The organism is Wohlfahrtiimonas larvae, from assembly GCF_002006755.1.
GTDB classification, from domain to species: domain Bacteria; phylum Pseudomonadota; class Gammaproteobacteria; order Cardiobacteriales; family Wohlfahrtiimonadaceae; genus Wohlfahrtiimonas; species Wohlfahrtiimonas larvae.
On sequence record NZ_MVDO01000111.1, the window covers coordinates 1 to 2,462 of the forward strand.

Here is a 2,462-nt window from a genome sequence, read left to right on the forward strand (position 1 = left end):
ATTTCTGGATCATTGATCAATGCAACACAAGCATTGATGGTTTCAGTTAAGTTATGTGGCGGAATATTTGTCGCCATACCAACCGCAATACCTGATGAACCATTTACCAATAAATTTGGAATTTGTGTTGGCAATACAGATGGCTCAATTTCAGAACCATCATAGTTTGGAATAAAATCTACAGTTTCTTTATCAATATCTTGTAATAAAGTATGAGCAATCTTGCTCATTCTTACTTCGGTATAACGCATCGCAGCAGGTGAGTCACCATCCACCGAACCAAAGTTACCTTGACCATCCACCAACATATAACGCATTGAGAATGGCTGTGCCATACGAACGATTGAATCATAAATTGCACTATCACCATGCGGATGGTATTTACCCATCACATCACCCACGATACGCGCAGATTTTTTATAAGGTTTATTCCAATCGTTATGAGTTTGATTCATCGAATGTAAAATTCGGCGATGAACTGGCTTCAATCCATCACGAACATCTGGCAAAGCACGACCAATAATCACGCTCATTGCATAGTCGAGATAAGATTTTTTCATCTCCTCTTCTAAGTTGACCGGAACTATCTCTTTGGCAAACTCACTCATTGAATATCCTTTGTCTAATTATTAAGCTTATAACCGAAAAATTATATCACAAAAAGGTCAATTCTGCCTGAAATTCACAGATTGGAATTCCTTGATTCTTAGCAAGTTTTTACGCAAATGGAATCACATAAAACTTTTACTTCAATCCTTGTTCTTTTTCTTTCATTCGGCTCACAATGGTTGCCATGATTAAACCACCAACAACAGTTACATGTTCTAATGCAAAAAACAAAGCAACTTCAAATCCTTCGACAGGATTGTGCCAAAAAGTATGAACAATTAGGATCGTTAACAACATAAAAATAGATAACGCACCAGAAGCTAACCATACACAACGATTCATCAAAATCAAAAAAGATCCCGTTAACAACGTAATAATCGTGGCAATATTAAAAAATATAGGCGGGTGCAAACCTGCTGACCGCATTTCTGCCAACCCACCTTCAAAATCAATCAATTTAGCCAAACCTGATGATAAAAATATGACTACCAATAAAACTCTTGCCACAATCCATAAAGCTTTACTATCTAAAATTCTATGAATGAATATTTGCATTTCAACCTCCATTGATTAAATGGTTCAGAGTATAAAACCTCAAGTTAAATTGAGGTCAAGCAAATACTTTATTCATAACCAAATATCGACAGTGAATGTGCATTCGGGTGATCTTGATTGGTTAATTCTACAAATGGGATATTAAACACTTCACCTAAAATTCGACCATCTTTCAATGATTGAGAATCATAAACGCCATGCAATTCGCCCTGTTTCAACACAACGCATTGATCCGCAGCATGGAGCGCCTGATTCAGATCATGCATCACACAAACAATCGTAATACCCTTTTCTTGCAATGTTTTAAAGTATTTCAGCAAATGCTTTTGATGATACAAATCCAAGTGATTAAATGGCTCATCTAATAGTAACAAACGATCTTCACCACATGTTTCCAATTCAAACAATGCTTGCACTAAAACACGGCCAATTTGTGTGCGATGCTGTTCACCACCCGATAAAACCTGATAAGTTCGATCTAACAAATGAGTTAACTGCAAATGTTCAGCCACTTCCATCATCACATTATGCGCACCTTCATGGCGATAACTTACACCATGTGGCATTAAGCCCATTGACAACACGGCCATCACATTAATGGCAAATGGAATGTGTTGCAATTGTGGCAAAACACAGCGCTTTTGCGCCAACTCTGCAATCGTATAATCTTGCAACAAATAATCATCAAAGCGAATTTCACCCGTTGTTGGCTGTTCATCGCCTGATAACATATTTAATAGTGTTGTTTTACCTGCACCATTTGGCCCAATCAGTGCCGTAAATTTGTGTTTTGGAATTCGTAACTCAGGGACATTGACTAATGTACGATCACCTTTGCGGATTTTGATCGTATAAGAGATATTTTTTAACGTAAACATCATAATCTCCTAGCGCATACCTGATTGACGATAAACCAAATAACCTAAGAATGGCGCACCAATAAATGCGGTAAAGATACCGATTGGCACCTCGGCAGGTGATGCTAGCGTTCTAGATAAACTATCTGCAAATAGGAGCAATAAACCACCTGACATAAATGATAATGGCAATACATAACGATGATCTGAACCAAAGAACATGCGCACTAAATGAGGAATGACCAAGCCGACAAAGCCAATCCCTCCAGAGAATGCAACAGCGCTGCCTGTTAAAATCGCAACACCCCAAATTTGTTGCTTCTTCAATCGTTCCACGTTCACACCTAAATGCTTCGCTTCACGCTCACCCAATAACATTGCATTCATCGCACGAATCTTAAATAAAAACAATGGCACAATCATTAACTGCAACACAAAGAG

4 protein-coding genes are annotated in these 2,462 nt (G+C 38.0%); all 4 read right to left on the reverse strand.

Annotation, left to right across the window (positions count from 1 at the left end; translation table 11 throughout):
* The coding region (locus BZK14_RS06780) for a DNA gyrase subunit A (protein WP_281249093.1) at positions 1-608 on the reverse strand (608 nt) is incomplete at its 3' end.
* A gap of 136 nt (positions 609-744) precedes the next feature.
* The gene (locus tag BZK14_RS06785; RefSeq protein WP_077925783.1) at positions 745-1,164 is read right to left on the reverse strand and encodes a DoxX family protein; all 420 of its coding nucleotides are present in this window, start codon (positions 1,162-1,164) and stop codon (positions 745-747) included.
* 68 nt (positions 1,165-1,232) lie between these two features.
* Positions 1,233-2,045 (reverse strand): ATP-binding cassette domain-containing protein, encoded by an 813-nt coding sequence (locus tag BZK14_RS06790; protein ID WP_077925784.1) that lies wholly within the window; start codon positions 2,043-2,045, stop codon positions 1,233-1,235.
* A 6-nt stretch (positions 2,046-2,051) separates the two neighbouring features.
* A partial coding sequence (locus BZK14_RS06795) for a FecCD family ABC transporter permease (RefSeq protein ID WP_143691388.1) occupies positions 2,052-2,462 on the reverse strand: 411 nt, incomplete at its 5' end.